General features: G+C 56.3%; 21 protein-coding genes and 2 pseudogenes. 7 read left to right on the top strand and 16 right to left on the bottom strand.

The annotated features are described in order from the left end of the window. Positions 1-4: 4 nt before the first annotated feature. Together bfr and HX805_RS17625 are read right to left on the bottom strand one after the other, a co-directional pair. The gene (gene bfr / locus HX805_RS17630; protein WP_008433502.1) at positions 5-475 is read right to left on the bottom strand and encodes a bacterioferritin; all 471 of its coding nucleotides are present in this window, start codon (positions 473-475) and stop codon (positions 5-7) included. A gap of 200 nt (positions 476-675) precedes the next feature. Beyond that, a complete protein-coding gene (locus tag HX805_RS17625; protein ID WP_003208706.1) occupies positions 676-894 on the bottom strand; it encodes a bacterioferritin-associated ferredoxin in 219 nt (72 codons plus the stop codon). Positions 895-1,131: 237 nt separating this feature from the next. Here HX805_RS17625 and HX805_RS17620 point away from each other — a divergent pair, with 237 nt between their 5' ends. Further along, positions 1,132-1,734 (top strand): peroxiredoxin, encoded by a 603-nt coding sequence (locus HX805_RS17620; protein ID WP_003172097.1) that lies wholly within the window; start codon positions 1,132-1,134, stop codon positions 1,732-1,734. A gap of 64 nt (positions 1,735-1,798) precedes the next feature. On the opposite strand, the gene rnt is transcribed toward HX805_RS17620, so the two are convergent. Together rnt and pyrC are read right to left on the bottom strand one after the other, a co-directional pair. Then, entirely contained in the window at positions 1,799-2,479 is a 681-nt protein-coding gene (gene rnt, locus HX805_RS17615; RefSeq protein WP_177081938.1) for a ribonuclease T, read from the bottom strand. Then, positions 2,476-3,522: a dihydroorotase gene (pyrC, locus tag HX805_RS17610; RefSeq protein WP_003208703.1), complete on the bottom strand. Its 1,047-nt coding sequence runs from the start codon at positions 3,520-3,522 to the stop codon at positions 2,476-2,478. The genes rnt and pyrC overlap by 4 nt, the downstream gene beginning before the upstream one ends. A 156-nt stretch (positions 3,523-3,678) precedes the next feature. Between pyrC and HX805_RS17605 the strand changes: the two genes are divergently transcribed. The 3 genes from HX805_RS17605 (at position 3,679) to HX805_RS17595 (ending at position 7,224) form a co-directional block, all read left to right on the top strand. Next, complete coding sequence (locus HX805_RS17605) at positions 3,679-4,587, top strand: OmpA family protein (protein WP_087695280.1); 909 nt, start codon at positions 3,679-3,681, stop codon at positions 4,585-4,587. 129 nt (positions 4,588-4,716) lie between these two features. Continuing rightward, entirely contained in the window at positions 4,717-5,934 is a 1,218-nt protein-coding gene (locus HX805_RS17600; protein WP_003208700.1) for an argininosuccinate synthase, read from the top strand. 657 nt (positions 5,935-6,591) lie between these two features. Continuing rightward, positions 6,592-7,224, top strand: coding sequence for a response regulator transcription factor (locus tag HX805_RS17595; protein WP_003208698.1), 633 nt, complete (start codon positions 6,592-6,594; stop codon positions 7,222-7,224). A gap of 71 nt (positions 7,225-7,295) precedes the next feature. Here HX805_RS17595 and HX805_RS17590 read toward each other — a convergent pair whose 3' ends face one another. From HX805_RS17590 to metG, 4 genes and pseudogenes are all read right to left on the bottom strand, one after another. Further along, complete coding sequence (locus HX805_RS17590; RefSeq protein WP_003208696.1) at positions 7,296-7,481, bottom strand: PA3496 family putative envelope integrity protein; 186 nt, start codon at positions 7,479-7,481, stop codon at positions 7,296-7,298. A 107-nt stretch (positions 7,482-7,588) separates the two neighbouring features. Continuing rightward, positions 7,589-8,227, bottom strand: a complete 639-nt coding sequence (nth, locus tag HX805_RS17585) for an endonuclease III (protein ID WP_003208694.1) — start codon at positions 8,225-8,227, stop codon at positions 7,589-7,591. 558 nt (positions 8,228-8,785) lie between these two features. After that, a pseudogene (gene rsxB, locus HX805_RS32615) lies at positions 8,786-9,199 on the bottom strand (electron transport complex subunit RsxB); the annotation flags it as partial. Positions 9,200-9,320: 121 nt separating this feature from the next. Further along, on the bottom strand, positions 9,321-11,372 hold the full coding sequence (gene metG, locus HX805_RS17575; protein ID WP_003208690.1) for a methionine--tRNA ligase: 2,052 nt from the start codon (positions 11,370-11,372) through the stop codon (positions 9,321-9,323). A 172-nt stretch (positions 11,373-11,544) separates the two neighbouring features. Between metG and apbC the strand changes: the two genes are divergently transcribed. Further along, positions 11,545-12,639, top strand: a complete 1,095-nt coding sequence (gene apbC / locus HX805_RS17570) for an iron-sulfur cluster carrier protein ApbC (protein ID WP_102369833.1) — start codon at positions 11,545-11,547, stop codon at positions 12,637-12,639. Positions 12,640-13,135: 496 nt separating this feature from the next. On the opposite strand, the gene fdxA is transcribed toward apbC, so the two are convergent. Then, entirely contained in the window at positions 13,136-13,459 is a 324-nt protein-coding gene (gene fdxA, locus HX805_RS17565; protein ID WP_003208688.1) for a ferredoxin FdxA, read from the bottom strand. 142 nt (positions 13,460-13,601) lie between these two features. Next, positions 13,602-16,181: a DNA mismatch repair protein MutS gene (mutS, locus tag HX805_RS17560; RefSeq protein ID WP_177081966.1), complete on the bottom strand. Its 2,580-nt coding sequence runs from the start codon at positions 16,179-16,181 to the stop codon at positions 13,602-13,604. Positions 16,182-16,441: 260 nt separating this feature from the next. On the opposite strand from mutS, the gene HX805_RS17555 reads away from it, so the two are divergent. Next, the gene (locus HX805_RS17555; protein ID WP_177081940.1) at positions 16,442-17,071 is read left to right on the top strand and encodes a hypothetical protein; all 630 of its coding nucleotides are present in this window, start codon (positions 16,442-16,444) and stop codon (positions 17,069-17,071) included. 447 nt (positions 17,072-17,518) lie between these two features. On the opposite strand, the gene HX805_RS17550 is transcribed toward HX805_RS17555, so the two are convergent. From HX805_RS17550 to HX805_RS32405, 4 genes are read right to left on the bottom strand one after another with little or no spacing between them, the layout of a single operon-like run. Beyond that, positions 17,519-18,760: a site-specific integrase gene (locus HX805_RS17550; protein WP_177081941.1), complete on the bottom strand. Its 1,242-nt coding sequence runs from the start codon at positions 18,758-18,760 to the stop codon at positions 17,519-17,521. Next, the gene (locus tag HX805_RS17545) at positions 18,727-18,924 is read right to left on the bottom strand and encodes an excisionase (RefSeq protein ID WP_177081942.1); all 198 of its coding nucleotides are present in this window, start codon (positions 18,922-18,924) and stop codon (positions 18,727-18,729) included. The genes HX805_RS17550 and HX805_RS17545 overlap by 34 nt, the downstream gene beginning before the upstream one ends. Beyond that, a complete protein-coding gene (locus tag HX805_RS17540; RefSeq protein ID WP_177081943.1) occupies positions 18,921-19,913 on the bottom strand; it encodes a phosphoadenosine phosphosulfate reductase family protein in 993 nt (330 codons plus the stop codon). Before HX805_RS17540 ends, HX805_RS17545 begins: the two co-directional genes overlap by 4 nt. Beyond that, positions 19,913-20,035 (bottom strand): hypothetical protein, encoded by a 123-nt coding sequence (locus HX805_RS32405; RefSeq protein WP_256344670.1) that lies wholly within the window; start codon positions 20,033-20,035, stop codon positions 19,913-19,915. Before HX805_RS32405 ends, HX805_RS17540 begins: the two co-directional genes overlap by 1 nt. On the opposite strand from HX805_RS32405, the pseudogene HX805_RS17535 reads away from it, so the two are divergent. After that, a pseudogene (locus HX805_RS17535) lies at positions 20,027-20,727 on the top strand (DUF4113 domain-containing protein); the annotation flags it as partial. The gene HX805_RS32405 and the pseudogene HX805_RS17535 overlap by 9 nt on opposite strands. Before the next feature lie 138 nt (positions 20,728-20,865). Here the strand turns inward: HX805_RS17535 and HX805_RS17530 are convergent. Beyond that, a complete protein-coding gene (locus HX805_RS17530) occupies positions 20,866-21,606 on the bottom strand; it encodes a hypothetical protein (protein WP_177081944.1) in 741 nt (246 codons plus the stop codon). Between the two features lie 599 nt (positions 21,607-22,205). Beyond that, on the bottom strand, positions 22,206-22,703 hold the full coding sequence (locus HX805_RS17525; RefSeq protein ID WP_177081945.1) for a hypothetical protein: 498 nt from the start codon (positions 22,701-22,703) through the stop codon (positions 22,206-22,208). Positions 22,704-23,030: the final 327 nt, after the last annotated feature.

The raw sequence follows: 23,030 nt of genomic DNA, 5'->3' as shown, positions 1-23,030 counted from the left end.
TGGGTTATTCACCCATCTGCGATTGCAGGTAATTCTCGATAGTCACTTTGTCGATCAGGCCGATTTGGGTTTCCAGCCAGTCGATGTGTTCTTCCTGGTCTTCAAGGATATCTTCCAGCAGTTCACGGCTGCCGAAGTCGCCCTTGGATTCGCAATGGGCAATGGCGGCCTTCAGGTCGGTGTGGCTCTTGCGCTCGAAGTTCAGGTCGCAGTTGATCATTTCCTGGGTGTGCTCGCCGATGTTCAGCTTGCCCAGGTCCTGCACGTTAGGCAGGCCTTCCAGGAACAGGATGCGTTTGATCAGCGCGTCAGCGTCCTTCATGGCCTTGATGGATTCTTTGTATTCACGCTTGCCCAGCTTTTCCAGGCCCCAATCGTCATACATGCGCGCATGCAGGAAGTACTGATTGATCGCGACCAGTTCATTGGCAAGGATTTTGTTGAGTTGCTGGATGACTGTGATGTCGCCTTTCATGATTGGGGTCCTGCCCTGTATTAGCTGTATATAAGGCGGAGTTTGAGCTGCGCATTTACTACTGTCAAACCTAAGTTATTGAATAATAAATGAAAATTAATCGGAATAAGAATGTTTGTGTTCCGCGTCTTGGCGCTAACTGTTTGAATTTCGGGCATAAAAAAACCGGACACTAAGTCCGGTTCTTTAAAACACGCTGATTAAGCGTGTGTAAATTCTGCTGAGTAGGGGATCGCAGCCTGGGCAGTTTGCAGCTGCGTCAGGGTTTCCCGTACCACTTGCTTGGCGAGGCAGGCGCATTTGCCGCATTGGCTGGCAACGCCGGTGGTTTCACGTACTTCCTTGTAGCTGCAGCAACCTTCGTAGATTGCTTCGCGGATTTGTCCGTCGGTGACGCCAGTGCAAAGGCAGACATACATAAGGGAGAACCATCGCGGTTTAAGGCTTAAGTGCGACGGATCTTAATGTTAACGAGAATGATTGTCAAAGTAGTTTCTCAAGCCTTGGTGTTTGCACGCGGCTTCACTGACGAACGGCTTTTTTCCGGTATGATGGTCGGTCTTCACGAAGCGTGATCACGTCACAGGCCTGTCGTTTAGCTGCGGCACACTGGGACGGATCCTTTTACTTCAGTCACCACCATCAGGAGATACCCAATGAGCGTACTCGTCGGCAAACAAGCCCCGGATTTCGACGTACCCGCCGTCCTCGGCAATGGCGAAATCGTAGACAGCTTCAAACTGTCTGAAGCCATCAAAGGCAAATACGGCCTGGTGTTCTTCTACCCGCTGGACTTCACCTTCGTCTGCCCATCGGAGCTGATCGCCCTGGATCACCGCATGGACGATTTCAAGGCGCGTAATGTTGAAGTGGTTGCCGTTTCCATCGACTCCCATTTCACCCACAACGCCTGGCGCAACACCGCCATCAATGATGGCGGCATCGGCAAAGTCAAATACACCATGGCTGCCGACATGAAGCACGACATCGCCAAGGCCTACGACGTTGAGTCCGAAGGCGGCGTGGCATTCCGTGGCGCGTTCCTGATCGACGACAAGGGCGTTGTACGCTCGCAGATCATCAACGACCTGCCGCTGGGCCGTAACATGGAAGAGCTGATCCGTCTGGTCGACGCCCTGCAATTCCACGAAGAGCACGGCGAAGTCTGCCCTGCCAACTGGAAAAAAGGCGACAAAGGCATGAACGCTTCGCCAGAAGGCGTTGCGGCTTACCTGACCGAGAACGCTGGCAAGCTGTAAGCCACGTTCGAAGCAAAAAAAACCGGCCTGAGAGGGCCGGTTTTTTTATGCGCGGGATTTGGCTTCAGTCGCCGAAGTCTTCCCAGCCGCCCATCTGTTTCCAACGGTTGACGATGCCGCAGAACAGCTCGGCGGTCTTCTCGGTGTCGTAGCGGGCCGAGTGGGCCTCACGACCGTCGAAGTCGATACCGGCAGCCTGGCAGGCCTTCGCCAGCACGGTCTGGCCATAGGCCAAACCGGCCAGGGTCGCAGTGTCGAAGCTGGAGAACGGGTGAAACGGGTTGCGCTTCATGTCCAGGCGCGCCACGGCGGCGTTGAGGAAGCCCAGGTCGAAGCTGCTGTTGTGGCCCACCAGGATCGCGCGTTTGCAGCCATTGGCCTTCAGGGCCTTGCGTACGCCACGGAAGATGTCGGTCAGCGCCGCTTCTTCACTGACGGCCATGCGCAGTGGGTGATCAAGCTTGATCCCGGTGAATTCCAGGGCCGCCGCTTCGATGTTGGCGCCTTCGAACGGCTCGACGCGGAAGAAGTGGGTGTGTTCCGGGAACACGAAACCCTGTTCATCCATGCCGATGGTCGTGGCGGCGATTTCCAGCAGCGCGTCAGTGGCGCAATTGAAGCCGCCGGTTTCTACGTCGATGACAACCGGCAGGTAGCCACGGAAACGCTCGGCCATCGGGTGACGGGAACCGCCACCACCGCCGCCGCCGTGTTCCTGGTCGTCGTCGTAATGGTCTTCACTCACGGGTGTTCCTCCAGCAGGCGCCAGCGCAGTGTTTCACCGGCGCGCAGCGGGATAACGGTCAGCTCGCCAAACGGCAGGCTGGTGGGGGCGGTCCAGTCTTCACGGACCAGGGTAATGCGGTCGGTATTCGCCGGCAGGCCATAGAAACGTGGGCCGTTGAGGCTGGCGAACCCTTCAAGCTTGTCCAGCGCGTTGCGTTGTTCGAACGCTTCGGCATACAACTCGATTGCCGCATAGGCGGTATAGCAACCGGCACAACCACACGCGGCTTCCTTGGCGTGTTGGGCGTGAGGTGCAGAGTCGGTACCGAGGAAAAATTTCTCGCTGCCACTGGTGGCGGCATCGAGCAGCGCTACCTGGTGCGTGTTGCGCTTGAGAATCGGCAGGCAATAGAAGTGCGGCCGAATCCCGCCCACCAGCATGTGGTTGCGGTTGTACAGCAGGTGATGCGCGGTGATGGTCGCGCCGACGTTGGCCGAAGCCTCGGTGACGAACTGCACGGCATCGGCGGTGGTGATGTGCTCGAACACCACCTTGAGGGTCGGGAACAGCTCGACAACTCGGCGCATGTGCTCGTCGATGAAGATCTTTTCACGATCGAACACATCGACATCGCCACGGGTGACTTCACCGTGGATCAGCAACGGCATGCCCACTTCGGCCATGGCTTCGATGGCCGGCAGGATCTTGTCGATACTGGTGACGCCGGAATCGGAGTTGGTGGTCGCGCCGGCCGGGTACAGCTTGGCGGCGTGCACGAAACCACTGGCCTTGGCCTGGCGGATTTCTTCGGGCTGGGTGCGGTCGGTCAGGTACAGCACCATCAACGGTTCGAAGCGGCTGCCGGCCGGTCGTGCAGCGAGAATGCGCTGGCGATAGGCGTCGGCTTCCGCGGCGTTACGCACCGGAGGTACCAGGTTAGGCATGATGATGGCGCGGCCAAACGTGCGCGCTACATCGGCCACGGTTTGGGGCAACGCAGCACCATCGCGAAGATGAATATGCCAGTCGTCGGGACGCAGCAGGGTCAGGCGGTCGGACATTGGGGATTCCAGGCGGGTCAATCTGGTGGGAATGCTACCGGAAAAGACTCTTGCAGGCACTCGCTATCAAGTTTTGCAGGATGCGACCGATATCCCTGGGTATGCCTTAACGATGTATGACGCCTTGATGTGTTGTAGAAACCAGTGGAGCCTCCCGTGCGCCAGCATTATCTAGCCCTGCTCAGTGTGTTCGCCAGCCTGCCCGCGATGGCCCTCACGTTCCAGACACGTCTGGAGAATATTGAGTGGAAAGTGGAGGGCGATAAATTCGAGTGCCGCTTGACCCAGCCGATCACCGATTTCGGCTCGGGCGAGTTCGTGCGCCGGGCCGGCGAGCAGGCGACGTTTCGCCTGAAAGCCTTTAACGGCTCGTTGGGTGCCGGTTCCGCAACCCTGTTGGCGGCGGCTGCGCCGTGGCAGCCGGGGCGTGGCGATATCAACCTGGGGGCGGTGCGTGTCGGCAGTGGCGATGTGCTGTTCAACAGCTCCCAGGCCCAGGCCGGGCGTTTGTTTACCGGCCTGCTCGAAGGGCGCAGCCCGACGGTGCGCCACTATAGCCGCGACGGCGGTTACTCCGAGATCCGCCTGCTGCCGGCGAAATTCAGCAAGGCCTACAACGACTACCAACTCTGCACCACCAAGCTGCTGCCGATGAATTTCGAGCAGGTCAAACAGACCGAGGTGGGTTTCCCGGGTGGCGGCATCGAACTGGACGCGGCGGCCAGGAAAAAGCTCTCGGTGATTCTCGAGTTCATGAAAGCCGACCCGACGGTTAACCACGTCGAGTTGAATGGCCACTCCGACAACAGCGGCAATCGCCTGACCAATCGCGACGTTTCGCGGCGTCGTGCATTGGCGGTGATGGACTACTTCAAGGCCAATGGCATCCAGGAATCGCAGATTACCCTGCGCTTTCATGGCGAAAGCTATCCGCTGGCGCCGAACACCAACGCGGCCAACCGGGCGAAAAACCGCCGGGTGAATATTCAGCTCGAACGGGTGGCAGCCCCCGAGAAACCGGCGCCCCAGGCCAAGGCGCCAGGCAACGCTGCCGCCACCTCATAAGGTGCGGCGTTTCGTCGCCCGCTCGACATAATCTGTCGCTTTATCTTCATTTGCTGTCGCGCCTCTGTAATTTCACGGTTTTGGTCGGTAGAATCGACGCCTTTCCGTACAACCCCGTGGAGTGATGGCATGGCCGACGTAAACAAGGTCGTTCTCGCGTATTCCGGCGGCCTGGACACTTCGGTGATCCTCAAGTGGCTGCAGGATACTTATAACTGTGAAGTGGTGACCTTCACCGCTGACCTGGGTCAGGGCGAAGAGGTCGAACCTGCACGTGCCAAGGCGCAAGCCATGGGCGTGAAAGAGATCTACATTGACGACCTGCGCGAAGAGTTCGTCCGCGATTTCGTTTTCCCGATGTTTCGCGCCAACACTGTCTACGAAGGCGAGTACCTGCTGGGTACTTCCATCGCACGTCCGCTGATCGCCAAGCGCCTGATCGAAATCGCCAACGAAACCGGCGCCGACGCCATTTCCCATGGCGCCACCGGCAAGGGCAACGACCAGGTGCGTTTCGAACTGGGCGCCTACGCCTTGAAGCCAGGCGTAAAAGTGATTGCTCCGTGGCGTGAATGGGACCTGTTGTCCCGTGAAAAGCTTATGGACTACGCTGAAAAGCACGCGATCCCGATCGAGCGTCACGGCAAGAAGAAGTCCCCGTACTCGATGGACGCCAACTTGCTGCACATCTCCTATGAAGGCGGCGTGCTGGAAGACACCTGGACCGAGCACGAAGAAGACATGTGGAAATGGACCGTCTCCCCGGAGAACGCTCCTGACAAGGCCCAGTACCTGGAACTGACCTACCGCAACGGCGACATCGTCGCGCTGGACGGCGTCGAAATGACCCCGGCCACCGTATTGGCGACCCTGAACCGTATCGGTGGCGAACACGGTATCGGCCGCCTCGACATCGTCGAGAACCGTTACGTGGGCATGAAGTCCCGTGGTTGCTACGAAACCCCGGGCGGCACCATCATGCTGCGCGCTCACCGCGCCATTGAGTCCATCACCCTGGACCGTGAAGTGGCTCACCTCAAAGACGAGTTGATGCCCAAGTACGCCAGCCTGATCTACACCGGCTACTGGTGGAGCCCGGAGCGTCTGATGCTGCAACAGATGATCGACGCTTCCCAGGTCCACGTGAACGGCGTTGTGCGCCTGAAGCTGTACAAGGGCAACGTGATCGTGACCGGTCGCAAGTCCGATGAGTCGTTGTTCGACGCCAACATCGCCACTTTTGAAGAAGATGGCGGCGCCTACAACCAGGCAGACGCGGCAGGCTTCATCAAGCTGAACGCGTTGCGCATGCGCATTGCGGCCAACAAAGGTCGCAAGTTGTTCTGAGTGTTGTAAGTTGCAATGAAAAATGGCCCCTCAAGGGGCCATTTTTTTTTGGTTGAAAATACATCCGGAATCATCGGGCGTGCGCCTGTGTTTATTGTTCGCTTCGAAAAAGTTCAGGTACTCCAGGAGATGATCTGGAGTGTTTATATTTTTACGGGGGCAATGTTTATTAATTTCGCTCGATAAGTGATGCATTGTTGAAAGTGAGATTTTTTCTTGTAGGCAGGAACTATGTACTACAGAAAATTCACTCAGAAATGTACCGCGAATATGTCAGATGCTGACATGCCTGTAGGATTTATGGAGCGTTAGTAATTATGTCGAATGGAACTTTTAAAAACCCGGTTTCCCTCCGGGTTCACAGGTCTTCTGACAGCGCACAAGGGGCATTTCCTGAAACTTGTGTACGGCGCGTTTACCCGGGCCCGCGTAATCCTGGGAATTTTCACTCAAAATATGTTTGTGCTCGGAAAGTTCTGAAAGCCCCAACAAAACTGGATAGCTCCGATCTGGCGTTTTTTTGTAGGTTAAATCCTATGTCTTTGTGGGTTAGGTCTCTGCTTGCTGTTGCTTGGGGGGGAGCGCTATGCCAAGCGAGAAACGACTAGGCTATTGTGCTTACTCTTAATAATTCGAACAGCGAAATTGGACTTGCCCATGAATAAAGTGCTGATCGTGGATGATCATCCCGTCATTCGTCTTGCTGTGCGTATGCTAATGGAACGTCATAGTTATGAGGTCGTTGCCGAGACCGATAACGGTGTCGATGCCTTGCAACTTGCGCGCGAGCATATGCCGGACATTGTCATACTGGATATTGGAATTCCCAAACTCGATGGCCTGGAAGTTATATGCCGGCTGTCATCAACCAAACAGGCACATCCCTTCAAGGTGCTGGTGCTGACGTCCCAGGCGCCCGGGCATTTCTCGATGCGGTGTATGCAGGCGGGTGCTGCCGGCTACGTGTGCAAGCAACAGGATCTCACCGAGCTGTTGAGCGCGGTCAAGGCGGTGCTGTGCGGGTACAGCTACTTCCCCAACCAGGCGTTGAACTCGGTGCGCTCCACAATGGGTAACGCCAGCGAAGCGGACATGGTCGAGCGCCTGTCCGGCCGGGAGATGATGGTGTTGCAGCAGTTGGCCCGCGGCAAGACCAACAAGGAGATCGCCGATGGCATGTTCCTGAGCAACAAGACTGTGAGCACCTACAAGACCCGCTTGCTGCTCAAGCTCAACGCCCGCTCGCTGGTGGACTTGATCGAGCTGGCCCAGCGTAACGGCCTGGTGTAGGCCGGCCTCACATTTACATCCAGTCAGAAAAAAGCCTCCGCAAGGGAGGCTTCTGTTTATCGTTGGATCGATTAGAGATCGAAGTCGTAATCGGCCAACTGTTTTTGCAAGCGCCGCTCTTCCAGAAGGTTGTCGATGGTGCGGCGTTTGCTCAAATTGGTCTTGGCCACCTCTACCGGTGCTTCTGCTGCATCATCGTCGGATTCAGCGCCAACAACGTCGTCTTCTACATCCAGTTGTTCTTTGCCAGTGCTCATAAGGTTAACTCCAGGCTAAGACTGCCGTTGGCGCTCCTTATAACGATAATCTCGGGCCTGGTAAAAAAGATTTTTTCAATCGACTCATCGATAAAAGCAATGATGGCTCAATCGTCGGAAGTCTTTTCCTTGTATTCGCACAGGTCTTCGATGCGGCAGCTGCCACAGCGTGGCTTGCGGGCCTGGCAGACATAGCGTCCGTGAAGGATCAACCAGTGATGCGAGTCCAGCAGGTACGGCTTGGGCACGAACTTCATCAGCTGTTTTTCCACCTCCACCACATTTTTTCCGCGGGCAATACCGGTTCGGTTGCTGACCCGAAAGATGTGCGTGTCCACCGCCATGGTCAATTGGCGAAATGCCGTATTGAGCACCACATTGGCGGTTTTTCGGCCAACACCCGGAAGGGCTTCCAGGGCTTCGCGCGTTTGCGGTACTTCGCCGCCGTGCAGTTCCACCAGCAGCCGGCATGTCTCGATGACATTCTTCGCCTTGCTGTTGTACAGGCCGATGGTCTTGATGTATTCGGACAACCCCTCAACCCCCAGCGCGTAGATCGCCTCCGGGGTGTTCGCCACCGGATACAACTTGGCGGTGGCCTTGTTGACGCCGACGTCTGTGGACTGGGCCGAGAGAATCACGGCGATCAGCAACTCGAACGGCGAGGAATAGGCCAGTTCGGTTTTCGGTTCCGGGTTGTCTTCGTGAAGCCGGCGGAAAATTTCCAGGCGTTTTGCGGCGTTCATGGGGCGAGCGGTTCCTTGCGGACAGTCAGTGTGGTTACGAAAAACGGGCCCAATAACCCAAGCAGGATAAACGCGGCGTGCACCGGCAGTACACGCTTCATCACGTGGGGCCGGTGCTCAAGGGGTTCAGGTGCGGGCATCAGCCACCACCAGTGCTGCAAGCGCCTGCTCTGCCGTTTCGAAGTGCTGTTGCAGAATGATCAACTGCGACTGCTGTTCAAAGGTCGGCGGGTGGCCGAAAGCTTTCAGGGATTTGTGCAATTGGGCGCGGCTCATGGCCAGGTTGATCTTGGCCTTCTTCAAGGCGGCGTCCATGGCCGCGGCTTTTTGTGCACGAACCCGCTCAATGGCCGCCTGGACCGGGTTGACCGTGGCCGCAGCTACCGGGGCGGCGCGCTTGGAGCGTGCCTGGCGTTCGGCAAGTTTCTGTTCCTCTTCGCGTTGCAGCCGCGCGTTGCGCTGTTCAAACCGTCGCCGGGCCCGGTCGCGCTTGAGGCTGCGTGCCTCGCGTTCATGATCATTGGAGGCCAGCCCGCCGACAATCGGTACCACGGTGCTCACCGGACGCATTTCGATGCAATCAACCGGGCAGGGTGCTACACACAGGTCGCAACCCGTGCACTCGTCGACAATCACCGTGTGCATCAATTTGGCAGCACCGACGATAGCGTCCACCGGGCAGGCCTGGATGCATTTGGTACAGCCGATGCACTCCGCTTCACGGATAAACGCGATCTGTGCGGGCGCTTCCCCTCGAGATGTGTCCAACTCCAGCACCGGGAGCTTCAACAGCTGCGCCAGGGCTGCAATGGTTTCCTGGCCGCCCGGAGGGCACTTGTTGATCGCCTCGCCTTGGGCAATGCCTTCTGCGTAGGGCTTGCAGCCAGGATGCCCACATTTGCCACACTGGGTTTGCGGCAGCAGGGCGTCGATACGTTGAATCAGGCTCATGGTTTGATCATTGCGTTGGAACCCGGAAAAGCCACAGCCAACAACGGGCCGACAGCAAACAGAATCCGATTATCCGGCAAGCGAGGAGGGGGTACTAGCTGAAACCGCCCCATGGCCGAGACCATGAGGCAGTTAGCCATTGTTACTTGATGCGCTGACCCGGCTTGGCGCCGCTGTCCGGGCTCAACAGGTAGATCTCTTCACCGCCAGGGCCGGCCGCCATCACCATGCCTTCGGAGATACCGAACTTCATTTTCCGCGGCTTGAGGTTGGCGATCATCATGGTCAGGCGACCATCGAGCTTGGATGGGTCCGGATAGGCGCTCTTGATCCCCGAGAACACGTTGCGTTGTTCATCACCGATGTCCAGGGTCAGGCGCAGCAGCTTGTCGGCGCCTTCCACGGCTTCGGCCTTGAGGATCAGGGCCACCCGCAAGTCCACCGCAGCGAAGGCGTCGAAGTCGATTTCCGGCGACAACGGATCTTTCGCCAGTTCGCCATTGCCCGCAGGTGCAGCGTCGCCGGTATCGGTCTTGCTGGCCTCGAGGTCTTCTTTCGATGCGTCGGTCATGGCCTGCACTTTTACCGGGTCGATACGGGTCATCAGCGGCTTGAACTCATTCAACTGATGGTTGCCGAGCAGTGTCGCGTGGTCATTCCAGGTCAGCGGCGGCACATTGAGGAACGCCTCGGCGTCGGCTGCCAGCAATGGCAATACCGGCTTGAGGAAGATCACCAACTGACGAAACAGGTTGACGCCCGTGGCGCAGATCGCCTGGACTTCAGCCTGCTTGCCTTCCTGCTTGTTCAGCGACCACGGCGCCTTGTCGGCGATCCAGGCGTTGGCGCGGTCGGCCAGGCCCATGATTTCGCGCATGGCCCGGGCAAAGTCGCGAGCTTCATAGGCATCGGCGATGCTCGGCGCGGCGGCCAGGAATGCATCGGTCAACTCAGGTGCGGCATTTTCAGCCACCAGCACCCCGGCGTTGCCCTTGTGGATAAACCCGGCGCAACGGCTGGCGATGTTGACGACCTTGCCCACCAGGTCCGAGTTGACCTTCTGTACGAAGTCTTCCAGGTTCAGGTCCAGGTCGTCGACACCACGGCCCAGCTTGGAGGCGTAGTAGTAGCGCAGGTATTCCGGCGACAGGTGGTCCAGGTAGGTGCGCGCCTTGATAAAGGTGCCACGGGACTTGGACATCTTCTGGCCGTTGACCGTCAGGTAACCGTGCACGGCAATGCCGGTTGGCTTGCGATAGCCCGAACCTTCAAGCATTGCAGGCCAGAACAGCGCGTGGAAGTTGACGATGTCCTTGCCGATGAAGTGGTACAGCTCGGCCGTGGAGTCCTTGTTCCAGAACGCGTCGAAGTCCAGCTCCGGCGTGCGGTCGCACAGGTTCTTGAAGCTGGCCATGTAGCCGATCGGCGCGTCCAGCCACACGTAGAAGTACTTGCCTGGCTCGCCCGGGATCTCAAAGCCGAAGTACGGCGCATCGCGGGAGATGTCCCACTGTTGCAGGCCGGCGTCCAGCCATTCGGCGATCTTGTTCGCCACGGCGTCCTGCAGGGTGCCGCTGCGGGTCCAGGTTTGCAGCATCTGCTGGAAATCCGGGAGCTTGAAGAAGAAGTGCTGGGAATCCTTGAGTACCGGGGTGGCGCCGGAGATGGCCGACTTCGGATCCTTCAGGTCGGTGGGCGCGTAAGTGGCGCCGCATTTCTCGCAGTTGTCGCCGTACTGGTCCTCAGTGCCGCATTTCGGGCAGGTGCCCTTGATGAAGCGGTCGGCCAGGAACATTTTCTTTTCCGGGTCGAAATACTGGGTGATCGAACGCGTGGCAATGTGCCCGGCGTCCTTGAGGCGCAGGTAGATCTGGCTCGACAGCTCGCGGTTTTCGTCGGAGTGGGTCGAGTGGAAGTTATCGAAATCCACCAGGAACTCGGCAAAGTCGGCGCTGTGTTCAGCCTGGACATTGGCGATCAGTTGTTCCGGGGTGATCCCTTCCTTCTCGGCGCGCAACATGATGGCCGAACCGTGGGCGTCGTCCGCGCAGACATAAATGCATTGATTGCCGCGATGCTTCTGGAAGCGCACCCACATATCGGTCTGGATGTACTCAAGCATATGGCCAAGGTGGATAGAACCATTGGCATAGGGCAGGGCGCTGGTGACGAGGATCTTGCGTGGCTCGGACATGGGGCTCGGCTACTTGATGAAACGGAGGTCGGCCACTATAAAGCGCCGGGAAATTTATTTCACCCCGTGCGGCTGTTTCCGGATTTTCCCGCAGGCCGAAAGCGTGCCGCTGGGGCGCTGGAACGGTTAGGATAGCCGCCTGTTTTAGTCAGTCTTTTTTCGGGAGTAGCCCATGAGCGCCGTCAATCGCGCAGCGGTGGAAGCCGTTCTTCGCCAGTACACCGACCCCTACCTGAACCAGGACCCGGTCAGCGCCGGGTGCGTACGCGCCATCGACGTGCAGGGTGACAAGGTTTCGGTCCAGCTTGAGCTGGGCTACGCCGCAGGCCTGTTCAAGAGCGGCTGGGCGCAGATGCTGCAAATGGCCATCGAAGGCCTGGACGGCGTCAGCGCGGCCAGGGTCGACATCCAGTGCGTGATCGCCCCGCACAAGGCCCAGGCGCAGATTCCGGGCCTGGCCAACGTCAAGAACGTGGTGGCCGTGGCTTCCGGCAAGGGCGGCGTGGGCAAATCCACCACCGCCGCCAACCTGGCCCTGGCCCTGGCCCGGGAAGGCGCGCGGGTCGGGATTCTCGACGCCGACATCTATGGCCCGAGCCAGGGCGTGATGTTTGGCATCCCGGAAGGCACCCGGCCGAAGATCAAGGACCAGAAATGGTTCGTGCCGATCGAGTCCCATGGCGTGGAAGTCATGTCCATGGCCTTCCTGACCGACGACAACACACCGATGGTCTGGCGCGGCCCGATGGTATCCGGTGCGTTGCTGCAACTGGTCACGCAGACCGACTGGGGCAACCTGGACTACCTGGTGATCGATATGCCGCCCGGCACCGGCGATATCCAGCTGACCCTGGCGCAGAAAGTGCCGGTGGCCGGCGCGGTGATCGTCACCACACCGCAGGACCTCGCGCTGCTGGATGCCCGCAAGGGTGTGGAGATGTTCCGCAAGGTCAACATCCCGGTGCTGGGCGTCGTGGAAAACATGGCGGTGCACATCTGCTCCAACTGCGGCCACGCCGAGCATCTGTTCGGTGAAGGCGGCGGCGAGAAGCTCGCGACCCAGTACGGCGTTGAACTGCTGGCGTCGTTGCCGCTGTCCATGGGGATTCGAGAGCAGGCTGATGGCGGCAAGCCGACGGTGGTTGCCGAGCCCGATGGCCAGATTGCCATGGTCTACCAGGAGCTGGCGCGCCACGTAGGCGCGCGAATCGTCCTGCAGGAAGCCGAGGCCCAGGCGATGCCGACGATTACTGTCAGCGACGACTGATCCACCGGATGGGAAAAAAGCCTCGACCTTGTCGGGGCTTTTTCTTGCCTGATGAACAGCAACGAGGCGTTTTTTACTCTTTTACGTAATTGCTGGTGTAAGCATTCACTTACTTTTTCGTAAGCGTTTGGGTTTTTTCGTCGGCGGGGGCGTCTTGAATTGATTACCTATATTTCTATCTTATTGAAATATAAAGATTATTTATTCGCGTTTGAGCGCGTAAATCGAAAACCCGGCGGGTTGGATCCCGTTGAACTTCCCCGTGAACTCTCTAAGATCAGTCCTGTGTCCACGGATTGACACAGTCATCAAGGAACGATGATTCAGGGAACCTCGCAGGATGCGATTCATCAGGACGATGAAAAGGAACACAGGGACTAGGGAAAAAATGTGGGCGGGTCATACCGCCCCTTTTTTTTGCCTGTAGAAAAGTGAAACCCGCCCCGCAGAAATGCAAAAAGGCCCGCAAGGGGCCTTTTGGAGGGCATCGACGCTATCAGCGTTCGAGGTCGGCAATCTTGCCTTTTTTGCCATCCCACTCTGCCGCATCCGGCATCGGGTCTTTGCGCTCAGTGATATTCGGCCAGATTTCCGCCAGCTCAACGTTCAACTGAATAAATTCCTGCATCTCTGCGGGGACTTCGTCCTCGGAGAAAATAGCGACGGCCGGGCATTCTGGTTCACACAGGGCGCAGTCAATGCACTCGTCCGGGTGGATGACCAGGAAATTCGGGCCTTCGTAGAAGCAGTCCACCGGACACACTTCTACGCAGTCGGTGTACTTGCACTTGATGCAGTTGTCGGTGACGACGAAGGTCATTTCTAATTTTCTCCTCAGGCGGCGGCAGCGAAACCCTTTGTGGCAGGGCTCGCGAGGTTCGGGAGCGATAGTCTGCAGGCCAGGCTAAAAGCCCGCAGCATCCCAAACCGCGCGAGAGTCTACCAGCTTGCAAGCGTCTGCGTTATATCCGAGTCTTCAGTGCATATAACATTTCGAGCGCTTTTCGCGGCGTCACGTCATCCAGGTCAAGCTTAGCCAACTCATCCAGTACCGGATGAGGCAGGCTGGCGAACATGTCGCTCTGGTGCGGCGCGCTGGGTTTGTTGCTGGCCTTGGCCGGGCTGACCACGGGGATCTCATGGGGCAGCGCGGTTTCTTCCAGGCGGCTCAGGTGCTCGCGAGCACGGGTAATCACCTCGGCCGGCACCCCCGCCAGTTGCGCCACGGCCAGGCCGTAACTCTGGCTTGCCGGGCCGGGCAGCACGTGGTGCAGGAACACGATGCGCTCGTTGTGCTCGGTGGCATTGAGGTGCACGTTGGCTACCAACGGCTCGTTTTCCGGCAGCACGGTCAGTTCGAAGTAGTGCGTCGCGAATAGCGTATATGCCCGCAGGTGCGCCAAACGTTCGGCCGCCGCCCACGCCAGGGACAGCCCGTCGAAGGTGCTGGTGCCGCGGCCCACTTCGTCCATCAGCACCAGGCTGCGTTCGGTGGCGTTGTGCAGGATGTTGGCGGTTTCGCTCATTTCCACCATAAAGGTCGAACGGCCGCCGGCCAGGTCATCGCTGGAACCGATCCGGGTGAAGATGCGGTCCACCAGTGACAATTCGCAGCTTGCCGCCGGCACGAAGCTGCCGATATGCGCCAGCAGCACGATCAACGCGGTCTGACGCATGTAGGTGGATTTACCGCCCATGTTCGGACCGGTGATCACCAGCATGCGGGTGTCGTCGTCCAGCGACAGGTCGTTGGCGACGAACGGCGTGGTCAACACCTGCTCAACCACCGGGTGGCGACCTTGCACGATGCGCATGCACGGCTCGCTGACAAAGCGCGGGCAGTTCAGGTCAAGGTTCAGGGCACGCTCGGCCAGGTTGCTCAGTACATCCAGCTCGGCCAGGGCGGCGGCGGTGTCCTGCAACGGCGCAAGCTTGTCGATCAGGCTTTCGAGCAAGGCTTCGTAGAGCATTTTCTCCCGGGCCAGGGCGCGGCTTTTGGCCGACAGCGCCTTGTCTTCGAATTCTTTAAGCTCCGGAGTGATAAAGCGCTCGGCACCCTTGAGGGTCTGGCGGCGCTGGTAATCGATCGGCGCCTGCTCGGCCTGCTTGCTTGGCAACTCGATAAAGTAGCCGTGCACGCGGTTGTAGCCGACTTTCAGGTTGGCCAGGCCGGTGCGGGCTTTTTCACGGGCTTCCAGGTCAATCAGGAACTGCCCGGCGTTCTCGCTCAGGGATTGCAGCTCATCCAGCTCGGTGTCGTAACCGGTCTTCAACACGCCACCGTCACGGATGATCGCGGGCGGGTTGTCGATGATGGCTTTTTCCAGCAGCGCCGCCAGCTCCGGGTAGGTGCCGGTGGTGACTGCCAGCTGCTGCAGGTGCGGTGCTTCCAGTTCGGTCATCGCCGCTTGCAGTTGCGGCAGGGCGCCGAGGGCATCGCGCAGGCGTGCCAGGTCGCGGGGCCGCGCGTTACGCAGGCCGATCCGCGCCAGGATCCGCTCGATATCGCCGATTTCCTTGAGCTGCGGTTGCAGCTTTTCAAAGCGGTAGCGGTCGAGCAGGCAGGTAATAGAGGTCTGGCGGGCTTGCAGCACGGTCAAATCCCGCAGCGGGCGGTTCAACCAGCGGGTGAGCAAGCGGCTGCCCATGGCGGTCTGGCAACGGTCGACCACCGATTGCAGGGTGTTGTCGCGCCCGCCGGCGAGGTTGGTGTCCAGTTCCAGGTTGCGACGGCTGGCGCCATCCAGCACCACGGTGTCGTCCAGGCGTTCATGACGCAGGCTGCGCAAATGCGGCAGGGCAGTGCGCTGGGTTTCCTTGGCATAGCTGAGCAGGCAACCGGCGGCGCCGATGGCCAGGGTCAGGGTTTCGCAACCGAAGCCCTTGAGGTCTTGCACGGAGAATTGCTGGCACAGGCTTTTCAGCGCCGAATCACGCTCGAAATCCCACGGCGCACGACGCTTGGTCCCACGGCGACGTTCCGCCGGCAGGTCCTTTGGCCAGTCGTCCGGGATCATCAACTCCACCGGGTTGACGCGCTCAAGCTCCGCCAGCAGATTCTCCCAGCCCTTGATCTCCAGCACCGTGAAGTTGCCACTGGTGATATCCAGGACTGCCAGGCCGAACAGGCGTTCGTCCCCCAGTACTGCCGCGATCAGGTTGTCGCGACGCTCATCCAGCAGCGCCTCATCACTCACCGTACCCGGCGTGATGATGCGCACCACCTGGCGTTCCACCGGGCCCTTGCTGGTGGCCGGGTCGCCGATCTGCTCACAGATCACCACCGACTCGCCCAGCTTCACCAGCTTGACCAGGTAACCTTCCAACGAATGATATGGAATCCCGCACATCGGAATTGACTGCCCGGCCGACTGCCCGCGCGCGGTCAGGGTGATGTCCAGCAACTTGGCCGCCTTCTTCGCGTCTTCATAGAAGATCTCGTAGAAGTCGCCCATGCGGTAGAACATCAACTGATCAGGGTGCTGGTTTTTCAGGCGCCAGTACTGCTGCATCATCGGGGTGTGGGAGGACAGATCGGAAATTACTTTATTCATCAGTGGCTTGCGGTCTATTAGGCTCGTGGTTTGGGGCAGATTTGGGGCATTGCGCTATGACAAACCCTAGAGTTAGATGTGGTCATATATTCATCAAAGCGTACCACGCGATGTGCCTGCTTCAGTGCATGGTTTGTATTTTGTGATGGGACGGATGAGCGTTCGTCGGTTCATTTTGATATCACATTGATAGTGTTTCACCTGGCTGGTAACATCTCGCGCCGAAATCGATCAAGCGAGGGATAGCATTGGAGGCGAATATTGGAGTAGAACTGCCGAGCGTTGAGGATACTCGCGCGAAGCTGAAGCTTGAGCTTCAAGATCAAATTTCAGCTGAGACAGTCAATCCGATCATTGACGTTCTCAACAAGGCATCCGAGGGTGACTTGATTGAGATTCATCTGCGTCACAACGCTGGTGGAAATGTGGATCGAATGGTAGCGCTGATTGAAGCGCTGGACAAAACATCTGCTAAAGTTGAGATCACCTTCAGCCGATATGTGATGAGTGCAGCAGCTACCTTGTGGCTCTGGTTTTTTCTGCGTGAATCGCATAATGTCACGTCGCTCTACCCGAAAAAGAAGGGTGTAGTGATGTACCACAGACCACGTCGGCAGAGAGGCGGCTATCTTTGTTTCTGTAGTGAGATGGAAGATGCCCATCCTCTGAAAGCGCCAATGCAAGAAAAGTTGAAGATTTTTGACGACCTGTTCGAGGAATTATTTGTGCGTATGTGCTCTATTTACGCTCAGCAGGAGTCGCAAGAAACGTTGGCTTTCAACCTCATCGTTGAGGATGAAAAGCTTAGCTACCGCCATTCCATGGATCGAATGCGCGAAGCCTATTATGGGAACCAAGACTGCCTGATACCGGTCTAGAACTATCTGAAAGGAAATCGAAGGGTGGGGATGATGACTATCAAATCGCTACGTGACCTCAAGCCTATCTCTGATGAGCAACGCCACGCTAATGCCGCTAAGACTCGACAAAGCTTGGAGTCTTATAAGCGCGCAGCTAAGGATATACAGGAGATTTGTGCCACCAACGGGTGGGTGGAGCCTGTGATCGTAGCTCAGCAGTGATGCTGCATTGATTAAAAACCCTGCATTCGCAGGGTTTTTTATGCTCGGGAATTGACAAAATGATTGACAATTCGATATTATAAAAAGATCGTGGGCCGTGTGCCTATAGGCTCTCCTAGGTGGCCCGCTCGGCAGAGCCGAGCGGGCCACCTAGGAGAGCGAAGTAGATTTTTTCTGGTTTTTATAAAATTCTTAAATATCAGCAGTTTAGGTTTTTCTGCCTGTATTGATTTGTGTTGCTGCTCATCCTGATTGTTGAATACCTGCCCAAATTCGTTGTAATTCCGTATCAGACTCCTCCTCCATCCACCTCGCGTAGACTTCTACAAGCATTGTGAAGTCTTTATGCCCCATCTGTTTTGCGATAAAAGCAAGGTTACCGTTGGCTGTCAGACACCAGCAGGCGTAGGTATGGCGCGTTTGATATGGTCGTCGCGGACGGATGCCAGAACGCTTTTGAATCGCCGCCCACTTGGTGTTCCACGCGGTTGGCACGTACCAGAAATTTATGATCTTCTTGCGTGCCTGGGTGGAGGGAGAAAGCACTGGGGTCACCCTCTCTTTTCGGCTTTCGTGCCTGTTCTGGAATACCTCAATAGGGCGTGCAGGGTGATCGGCAACGAGCGACATCAATACCCGGCAGGCTTCCACCGCTGGCGGCATTAATAATACTGAGCGAGGCTTTCCTGTTTTGGGGACCTTGAATGTGCCGTTGGCAGTTATGGCGCGGGTGATGTTGATCTGACCTGCGTGCAAGTCGATGTCTTCAACAGCCAGCGCACATAGCTCACCTGGTCTAAGCCCGGTATACACGGCCAAGGTAATCGCCGCTGAGTCCTGAGGGTGAAGGCATCCTTTATCGACCAGCAGCTGGAATTCGTCACGAGTAAGCGGATCAGGCTCTTGGCCTTGCATTGCGAACCGATTGCACGCTTCTGATAACCCCTTACGGCAATATCCATTGGTCTCGCACCAGCCCAAGAAGCCGGCGAACGTAGCCAGGTAGTGATTGACTGTTGACGGCGCTCGATCTGCAATCAACAGCTTCCTCAGTAACTGGATGTCTTCGGGCAGCAAAACGCCGGCGAGACGATCAATTCCGACCAAGGCCGTGCAGATGTCCAAGGCGTAGCCGTATTTCTCCTCGGTCATCGGTGTAATGTCGACAGCCTTTAGCGGTTTGTACCGGGCCAGCAGAGCCCCTAGCTTTTCGTCCTTAGCACAACTGTAGTTGGTCGCGTGCTTCGAGTTGGGAAAGTGTCGGCCATAGTCAAAGTGGCCGGTTTTGATCTCATGAAGAATTGCCGCCCTTAATAGGGCGGCGTGTTTAATGTTTGCTTTGGTGATCGGAAGGCCGAGGGATTCGCGGCAGCGTATACGTCGCCACATGAACACGACGCGCAGGTAGCCGCCGTGTATCTCAATCCCCTTGTGCTTTGCCAGCTCGGTTTCTAGGCCGCTTCCTGAGGTGCGCTCTCGGCCCACTTGTCATACTCCGTCATGTTGATAGCGATGCGGCCGTCTGGGGGCTTGCGCCAGATCCGGCCCTGGGCCCAGGTGCCGGTTTTCACTTTGTGTCGGATAGCGTCTTCGCTGTAGCCAGTAAGTTCGGAGGCGCGATTGATCATTAACCAGCGAGTAAAGCTCATGCTGCAGCCTCCAATATGGTGACTGGCTCCCAGGCCGACTCGCAGAGCCCATACGCACTGGAGCAGGCCGTAGAGTCGGTGGAGATCATCAAGTCGTACTGGATGCCGCCTCGTGCGGTTTTGAACCATTCAACCGCCTGACGGACACTCGCGATCTCCATCACCTCCAGGGCAGTCATGTTGGAAATAGAGCCTTTCGGGTGTTTGGCGTTAGAGCCAGCAAAGAACGTAGCTGCACCGCGTTTGCTTGCCTGTTGGACAATCCTCTCCCATTGATCTATACGGTCAATCACTTCGGGGAACCGCAAGGCTATCTCTCTTAATTCGTCCTTCCTGCAGTTGATACAGGGCATGCAGCCGACGCGTCCCATGCCCTGTGAATAAAGCGGGTTCGGTTTTATGCCCATGTAACCGTGAGCCTCGAACACGGCCGGGATATCCCACTTCAAAATCGGTCGGTAGTTGAACAGGCCGCCACCTTCTTCGTCGCACTCGGGCAGATATCGCCTGTTGATCGATTCGTCGGCACGCACACCCTGCCAGCTCATGATCATATCGCCGTCGCCCATCAACGGCAGAATCACTTGCTCAAACATTGGGTCTCGCTTCAGCTCCATGGTGCAGAACTGGGCCTTTCTGCTGGGGAACCGGCCTTTCCAGATGCGCAGGTCAAGGAACGGATTACCTGTGGACTGTAGAACATCCAGCGCCGCCAGTACGACCCGCTCAGCGACGCCTTGCTCCCGCCATTTTGTCTCGATGAATCGGCGTTTACCTTCAATGCGCTGGGTGAAGTCGGTACGCACCCGAGTGATTTTCGTTTGTGTGGCTTGTTCTAGGTAGTCGAGGTACTCATAGGTCTGGATATGCTCGTTGCCAGTGTCGGCGAATACGGCCTGCAGGTTGGGTGCTTCCAGGGCAATGGCGACGAGCAGCGTGGCGGTGCTATCTTTTCCACCGCTGACGCTAATGATGTTTTGAGTGCTCATCACGCCACCTGCTTGCGGTAGTTTGCGTTGATGACCCTTTCGAACCGCTCACGATCAGCAATCGAGCACATTCCTGTTCGGCCGGTCTCGTTAGCCAATTGACCAATCATCTCGTCGGTCACAAGATGAAACTCCATCTTGATGCTATGGGTATCAGGTCGGCTATGGACCTGGCTGAAGCCGATCCGTGGACGCTCCGTAAGAAGTTCAGCATTGTGATCGAGAAGACTGCGAGGGAGTTGGGCGGCACGCCTTGCCTGGAGCTGGATGCGCCTGATCCGCCTAGGCGGGAGATCTGCTGCAGCCGCATGTTTGGTAAGAGGCTGACGGAGCTGCCGCTCATAAAGGAGGCGGTGGCCACCTACATGATGCGTGCCTCTGAAAAGCTCCGCGCTCAGAACTCGCTCTGCAAGAAGATACGTGTGTGCATCCGCACTGGCATGTTCAACCCAGAGGAGGCGAAGTATGCCAATGGGGTGGTGGTAGATATGCCGTATCCAACCGACGACGTGCGGTTGCTTACTCAAGCAGCGGTGGGTGCACTCGATCGGATATTTCGAATAGGTTTTAAGTACAGCAAGGCTGAGGTGATGTTGTTGAACCTCTGCCAGCCTGGTGAGTACATCTATGATTTGTTTGCTATATCACAACCGGTGGAGGCGACTCGGGTGATGAAGGTGCTGGACCAGATCAATGGACGATGGGGCAAGGCGACGCTACGCTTGTGGATGCCGTGTGGGGGATGCGGCGCGATATGAAGAGCCAGAGTTATACGACAAAACTTGATCAGCTTTGGCGGGTTTCGTGCATATAATTAGGTGCGTAAATTTTGGTTTGTGCTGAAGTAAGAACGATGGGGGGTCTAAATATGTTTCATAAAATACCGCTGTCGCTTATGTGGGGACGGATGGTTTTCATGCGGTTTCGGTATGCTAGCCTTATTTGTAGGTTTTTATCCGTGACGAATTGCTTTAAGCGTTGCAATTAGTTCAGGGGCGAGTTCATGAACAAAAGCGAGCTGTGCTTCTGATACCGGTTCCCCGTGTATGGCATAGGAGCATATTGAGTAGACCTCGCGTATTGCTGAGACCAATCTTGGTTCAATCAAGTTGGAATCAGATAAGTATCGTGCTAATTGCTGGACTGGGATTGCTCTTCTCTGTCGTGAAGTGTCACTAATATCAATATGAAGATCTTCTGCAATTCTTCGCATCTCTAATTCAATATTATATCTTGCTGCAAACAAGAAAGCTGTGTCGTCTGGAGCTGTAATTGGAGAAAGGGGCGGAGGGAGTGGCACGCCATGTGCTGCTAAGGCATCATTGAGAGCGGATTTGATGCGGGCTTCTAAATCCGGTAGTTGAGCATCTGCTGCGGGCAAAGGTAGATTGAAGTGCGGGCTGAAGGTGGTGCGTACATCTACAGCATTACGAACATCACTTCGTATTTCCAATACTTGTGCTGAAACAAAACCTTTAAGCTCATCGATTTCGTGTTTTAGTTTTAGGCCAAATAAGGAGACTTCATTAAATAGTGGTGCCAGTAGTAATGCTATCCATATTATGAATACGACTATGTCCGCATGTGAGGCATGGCCTTTAGCAAGCTCGGGGTAGCGGTTGTACAAAAAGGATGTTAGAGCCGCAGTAAGCAGTATCCACCATAAAACTTTAAACCAGTTAGGAAGCTTCAATGTGTAACCCTGTCGTCTTGAAAGTCAATGAAATCACACTGGTGTCAAGCTCTTTCAAAAGAATCAATGTGTGGTAAGCATATTCGCGGGTGAAAACGCATTGAGGGTATTTAATTCGCCGCTTATTACATGAGTGTGGGGGGTAGGTCACGATGTTTTACCTTGATGTTTCCGTTTCAAACGGTAAATCGGAGCCGGTGTCTAAAATTTTATGGTGGGTAGCATTGTCTGGGGTAGCGCTTGTTGTTGTGGCGGTAGCGCTATATCAGTTAATTTGCACAGCATCGGTAATAAAGCTCTGTTTTGGAAAACAGTATGCTCTTTTCCCCAGTAAATGGAAAAAACGCGATTATTACCATTGGGGATAGGGTTGACCCTAGTCTGTCCTGGCCCAGAGTAAACAAAAATCCAGTCTCCAGGGTTAACCCAACCTCTTCCGAACCAGAGCATATGGTCTTTTATTGGGCTCGCAGTTCCATCTGGAGATTGATGACCTATTAGTAGGCAGTAGTCACCTATGTCACATAAGGTATCTACACGAATGGCGATGCGTTCGAGGTTCGGGACGCCTATATCTTGAACTTCATATATGCTTAGGCTCATCCTTGCTTTCTCTTGAAATTGACAACTATCGGTAGGAGTAGGACGCAAAACCCTAAAATGCCCAGTAAGTAGGAAGCGTTGATGTTGCTTTTGTACAAATCGACAGATATTCCTAGTAGAGGGCCGCCTATAAGCCCTGTCCACTGGCCTATCCTAGAGTTTCCATTTGCGGCTTTAAGTTGCTCATCTAGGCGTGCTGCTTTTATTTGTGAGTCGAATAACTGTCTTTGACTTTCGCGCAGTTCTCGGTTTCTACTCTCAAGTTGTAACTTTAATATCTCATTGTCGCTGTTTAGATGTTGTACGATGCCCGCGATAAAAATGGGGGCCGCGTCCTTTCCCATACTTTTAGGGCTGCTATTCACGAGGCCTTGAATCGTTGCAGATAGCACTCCCTGCAGCGGCGCGGGTTCCTGCTCAATTTGGTCCTGAGCCCCTTGCTTCTGGTCGCCTACCCCGGAACTGTTCGATAGTGAGGGAAGTCCAGCGTTCATGTCCATTAATTCGTCTTGGAGGGGCGATGAGCCACTATAGGGGAGCCGAGGCCAGAGTGTCACGTACGAATCGTGATGTAATAGACCAAAATGCTTATTGGTTCAGGGAGTGAGATCAGATTGGCGCGTTAGTAAAGGTGAGGATTAAAATCTTGTGTGTGGCCAACCTTTAAGGATAGTGATGTGTTGTGATGTTCTTGGTTGTTGGTCCAGATGGATATGCCTAAGTGGGGCAAAAATGGGGCAAACCGTACGCCAATCAATGCCATTCAATGCCTATTATGCGTTTATGCAATCCAATGCATGCGGACATTATAGCCAATAATC

This window comes from Pseudomonas sp. G5001 (assembly GCF_013385475.1).
In the GTDB taxonomy this organism is placed as follows: Bacteria; Pseudomonadota; Gammaproteobacteria; order Pseudomonadales; family Pseudomonadaceae; genus Aquipseudomonas.
This window is presented reverse-complemented; position numbering and strand designations above follow the sequence as displayed.

Excerpts from the sequence above, each read along its gene's own strand:
- bfr (WP_008433502.1), bottom strand. The coding sequence starts at position 475 with ATGAAAGGCGACATCACAGTCATCCAGCAACTCAACAAAATCCTTGCC.
- HX805_RS17625 (WP_003208706.1), bottom strand. The coding sequence starts at position 894 with ATGTATGTCTGCCTTTGCACTGGCGTCACCGACGGACAAATCCGCGAA.
- HX805_RS17620 (WP_003172097.1), top strand. The coding sequence starts at position 1,132 with ATGAGCGTACTCGTCGGCAAACAAGCCCCGGATTTCGACGTACCCGCC.
- pyrC (WP_003208703.1), bottom strand. The coding sequence starts at position 3,522 with ATGTCCGACCGCCTGACCCTGCTGCGTCCCGACGACTGGCATATTCAT.
- HX805_RS17600 (WP_003208700.1), top strand. The coding sequence starts at position 4,717 with ATGGCCGACGTAAACAAGGTCGTTCTCGCGTATTCCGGCGGCCTGGAC.
- HX805_RS17595 (WP_003208698.1), top strand. The coding sequence starts at position 6,592 with ATGAATAAAGTGCTGATCGTGGATGATCATCCCGTCATTCGTCTTGCT.
- HX805_RS17590 (WP_003208696.1), bottom strand. The coding sequence starts at position 7,481 with ATGAGCACTGGCAAAGAACAACTGGATGTAGAAGACGACGTTGTTGGC.
- nth (WP_003208694.1), bottom strand. The coding sequence starts at position 8,227 with ATGAACGCCGCAAAACGCCTGGAAATTTTCCGCCGGCTTCACGAAGAC.
- metG (WP_003208690.1), bottom strand. The coding sequence starts at position 11,372 with ATGTCCGAGCCACGCAAGATCCTCGTCACCAGCGCCCTGCCCTATGCC.
- apbC (WP_102369833.1), top strand. The coding sequence starts at position 11,545 with ATGAGCGCCGTCAATCGCGCAGCGGTGGAAGCCGTTCTTCGCCAGTAC.
- fdxA (WP_003208688.1), bottom strand. The coding sequence starts at position 13,459 with ATGACCTTCGTCGTCACCGACAACTGCATCAAGTGCAAGTACACCGAC.
- HX805_RS17545 (WP_177081942.1), bottom strand. The coding sequence starts at position 18,924 with ATGAGCTTTACTCGCTGGTTAATGATCAATCGCGCCTCCGAACTTACT.
- HX805_RS17540 (WP_177081943.1), bottom strand. The coding sequence starts at position 19,913 with ATGAGCACTCAAAACATCATTAGCGTCAGCGGTGGAAAAGATAGCACC.
- HX805_RS17525 (WP_177081945.1), bottom strand. The coding sequence starts at position 22,703 with ATGAACGCTGGACTTCCCTCACTATCGAACAGTTCCGGGGTAGGCGAC.